The sequence below is a fragment of the Staphylococcus sp. HMSC055C03 genome (genome assembly GCF_001809385.1).
In the GTDB taxonomy this organism is placed as follows: domain Bacteria; phylum Bacillota; class Bacilli; order Staphylococcales; family Staphylococcaceae; genus Staphylococcus; species Staphylococcus simulans.
Window position 1 is genome coordinate 1 of the sequence record NZ_KV797477.1, and the last position, 4,118, is coordinate 4,118.

General features: G+C 29.2%; 5 protein-coding genes and 1 pseudogene. 1 reads left to right on the forward strand and 5 read right to left on the reverse strand.

The features are described from left to right. From HMPREF2603_RS12965 to pgaC, 5 genes and pseudogenes are all read right to left on the reverse strand, one after another. Positions 1–108: pseudogene (locus tag HMPREF2603_RS12965) on the reverse strand (DDE-type integrase/transposase/recombinase); the annotation flags it as partial. Next, a complete protein-coding gene (locus HMPREF2603_RS02545; protein WP_315941007.1) occupies positions 104–1,189 on the reverse strand; it encodes an acyltransferase family protein in 1,086 nt (361 codons plus the stop codon). The pseudogene HMPREF2603_RS12965 and the gene HMPREF2603_RS02545, both read right to left, overlap by 5 nt. After that, on the reverse strand, positions 1,137–2,003 hold the full coding sequence (gene icaB / locus HMPREF2603_RS02550) for an intercellular adhesin biosynthesis polysaccharide N-deacetylase (RefSeq protein WP_060804068.1): 867 nt from the start codon (positions 2,001–2,003) through the stop codon (positions 1,137–1,139). The genes HMPREF2603_RS02545 and icaB overlap by 53 nt, the downstream gene beginning before the upstream one ends. After that, complete coding sequence (icaD, locus tag HMPREF2603_RS13805) at positions 1,990–2,307, reverse strand: intracellular adhesion protein IcaD (protein ID WP_060804069.1); 318 nt, start codon at positions 2,305–2,307, stop codon at positions 1,990–1,992. The genes icaB and icaD overlap by 14 nt, the downstream gene beginning before the upstream one ends. Then, positions 2,271–3,503: a poly-beta-1,6-N-acetyl-D-glucosamine synthase gene (pgaC, locus tag HMPREF2603_RS02560; protein ID WP_070469110.1), complete on the reverse strand. Its 1,233-nt coding sequence runs from the start codon at positions 3,501–3,503 to the stop codon at positions 2,271–2,273. Before pgaC ends, icaD begins: the two co-directional genes overlap by 37 nt. A 160-nt stretch (positions 3,504–3,663) precedes the next feature. Between pgaC and HMPREF2603_RS02565 the strand changes: the two genes are divergently transcribed. Then, complete coding sequence (locus tag HMPREF2603_RS02565) at positions 3,664–4,113, forward strand: TetR/AcrR family transcriptional regulator (RefSeq protein WP_070463551.1); 450 nt, start codon at positions 3,664–3,666, stop codon at positions 4,111–4,113. Positions 4,114–4,118 lie beyond the last annotated feature (5 nt).

Here is a 4,118-nt window from a genome sequence, read left to right on the forward strand (position 1 = left end):
TGTATGTCCCTCTGCATCAATGGCACGATATAAACAGCTCCATTTTCCTTTTATTTTGATGTATATCTCATTAACATGAAAATTAACTTTATAATAGAACTTTTTATTTGTTATAAGGTTGTCTGCCCATTACGAATTTAAAAATTTGAAATTCTCTTAATAAAATACCAATCCCGAGACAACATCCCACAATAAACAGTAATGATATTGGAATAAAGATGAATGTTTGTTCTTCAAATATACTTGTATATTGGAACATATATTCCAATATAATCGGATGTAATAAATAAACGAAAAATGAATATCTACTAATCAATTCAACAGAACTAAACATAAATTCATCAAACTGTGTGCTAAAGTTAATTAAAATTAAAAATGCAAAAGTGATATATAATAAAATACGATAGTCCATACTACTAACCATCCAATAATCATGTTCTCCTACAAATACAAAAGCTATGTATGCAGCGATAGCTAAAAATACAATTAAAGCGATGTATTTCGATACGAAAGCTTTAATAGCTTGATAATTATGACCTACGTAAGAACCTAAAAAGTAATAAAATAACCAACCAATTATAAATGTTTCAGGACTAAATGGATAATAGTGACTTATAAATTCTCTAACAGGTTCAACATTTTGGTAACTATACAAATAGATTGTATTAATTATGAACGAAATGATAAGACTCCATTTTGAAAAAAGTATTTTAGCGTTTATCCGATATATGATCCAATTTAGCAAGAAGAACTGAATAATGATTACAATAAAATAGCCATACCAATTACCTTGAATAACATTTTCTGTATATTGCGTTAAGAATGAATCATTTAATTTAAGTGATTCAGAATAGCTATAGAATGCACCCATAATTAAGTAAGGTAATAATATATATTTTAGTCGTGTTCTTAAATAGCCTATTTTTAATTTTTCATTATAATTTAGTGTCGTTAATAGTTGAGACAATATAATAAATGAAGGTGTCCCGATAATTAAGATCATTCTGATCCAATATAAGACTTGTAATTGCAAATTATCAGGTTCATTTGTGTTTGTAAACTCGGTAAAAACATGTGTTAGCACAATTAATAAACATAAAAATGTTCTTAAATATATAAATTCAATATATCTTCCTTTACTCATGATTAAATCCTTCCCATTTCTTAACAAGCTTGTTAAAAGCATCATCACTTACCATAACTCTTGGAATGTAAAAATTATCACTATCTGGAACAACTGCTTTTTCTTCCAATGTAAATCCATACTTGATTGATGTATCGTTATCAAGTTGTTTAATTAATTTATCGTTTGCTTGACCGTACGGATATGCGATCGCTTGTTCATTTCCATCTAGTTCATCTTTAATATAGTTCGTACTTTTATCGATATCCTGTTTAATGTTCCCCTTTTCAGCATATGATACTAATTTTGATTTTTCTTTTTTCATAGTATGCATATCATGTGTATGCGATGCAAAATCCCATAGACCACTATTCTTCATTTCGAGTAATTCTTTTTTAGGCGACATACGAATATTATGAAAATCAGGGTCCCCTACATGATCCGTTATTACAAATCCCGTTCCTTGGACATCGTATTTTTTCATAATTGGAAAGGCATTTTCATAAATACTTTGATCCATATCATCAAAATTTAACCACACGCAATTTTTAGGGAACTTACCTTTTTCTTTGTAATGAATAAATTCATCTAAAGATAAAAATTGAGCATTCTTTTCTTTTAACCATTTAATATGAAATTCGAATTGTGTGTCAGTGACACTATAAATTTTTAATTCTTTACTATTCGAGAATGCTGATAGCAATTTATCTATCCATGTATCTTCTCGTACGCGGTGATAGTTTAATGCGAGACATCCATTTTTCTCGCCACCAAGTGTTTTTTGTTTCTTAGCAAGTACTGATTGATCACTAGAAATGAACATGAATAATATCAAAGCTATCATCATCGACCACTTAAGACTTAACTTAATAATACTCATGTGGTACAGCTCTCTTTCTTCTAACGTTGAATAGAAACGTAATCATCAGATATACTGCAATGATGATTGACCCAATCACAAAATAATTAAAAATCGAGACAATGTCACCTTTCTCAAGATTCAATATTACTCTTACAATTTTTATAAAATGATTGTCTATCGGTAATAACGAACCTACCATTACAAATAATACTGTTATGCAATATAGCCATAATATTGATGATGCTATAAATACAATTGACTCTCTAAAAATATTTAAATTTGATTCTACTCTTTTATGTTCCCTCTGTCTGGACTTGTCCATGTAGCAAACTCTCCTTTTTTTCTTTTAAGTGCTTTTGGAAATGCTGCAATGACGACGATCGCATTGATTAACCAATAAAAAGTTGGATACCAACTTAAAAATATGAGAAATAAATTATTTTTCCTTTCATATCTACTATCAATCAATAAAGAAATCGTAAATTGAATAACATTAATAAACGTCAGTAAGAATGCTGATATTAAAAAGATATTTAATTGATAATTATAGAAGTAGTAATCCAAGAAGTTTAATCGAAGAAGTGTGTAACATAAGATAACAACTATGCCATATACCCATATTACAGAAAGAATCTGTTCAATATATAAAAACCATAATGAAACGTTTCTTACTTTAAACATGTTCTTAAAATCTCTTAAAATCACTTCATGTCCACCTTGGGACCATCTTACTCTTTGTTTCCATAAACCCTTAAATGTTTCAGGAACAAGCATCCAACATAATGCTCTCGGTTCATATTTTATTTTGTATCCTGATAAATGAAACTTCCATGATACCGCAATATCTTCAGTAATCATGTCCGTATCCCAATATTGATTCTTCTCTAGTGCTTTTTTATTAAATAGCGTAAATACACCAGATATCGTATTAACAAACCCATTAATTGTTTGCGCTCTCTTAATACTGCCTATCATGCTTGCATATTCGATTGTTTGAATTTTCCCTAGTAAAGTAGATTTATTTCTAATACGTGGGTTCCCTGTTACTGCTCCGATTGTTGGATCATCAACCAAACTTTCCACCATATAGTACGGTGCATCATCGTCGATAATCGTATCTGCATCCACACACATCAAATATGGGTATTGAGCATATTGAGCTGCAACGTTTAATGCATTTGCTTTACCCCTATTTTCTTCTAAGTTAATAAACTTAATTTTGTACATTTGTTTAAGTCTTAATAATTCTTCCTTTGTATGATCCGAACTACCATCATTAACAGCAATAATTTCTTTGATTGGGTATGAAAGGTCATTTAAATTCTTAATCGTTTCTGCAATGGTACTCGCTTCGTTGTAACAAGCGATAATAAATGAAATTCCTTCTTTCGGTTGATAGTTAATATGCTTAGCTTTCAACTTTCTTTCGATAAAAACGTAGTAAATCAAAGTTCCGATTATCCAAAAAATTGACATAGCTATTGGATAAACGATAAAAAACATTAATAAAATTTCCATAATACTCTCCCTAACAAACGATAGTTGGCAAAAACAGTATATCATTTTCAGAAAAAAAGGCAATGCGTAATTTATTGTATGAAATGTAAACGCTTTTATTAGTGATTTTTATTTTGTTTTCCTGTATAATTATTCACATAAAGTGAAGGAGGCAGCGGAAGTGAATAATACATCTGAGAAACTCATTCAAATAAGTTTGAGAACCTTTTCTGAAATGGGCTATTATGGAACATCACTAAATAATATTGCCAATGAATTAGGTATTAAAAAGGCAAGTTTGTATAACTATTTCAAAAGTAAAGATGAATTGTATGAACAATGTATTGAAAGATGTATGAATAAGGGTATGAAATTAATCAAAAGTATTAATACAAAGACTCATAATGCTCATGGAGAACTTACAAAGTTTTTTCAAGAATATATTTATGATTCAGAGTATTTAGTTAAGTTCTACATTCAATTATCATTTGCACCATCTAACTTTACAGAGATGATTTTAGAGCACAATAAAGAACTTGCAGTCGTATTTAACAGTAAATTAGTAGATATCCATAAAAATAGTGAATTCAATATAAAGTTAGAGGTTCTGTTGCAAAGTAAAAAAATATAGCTAAC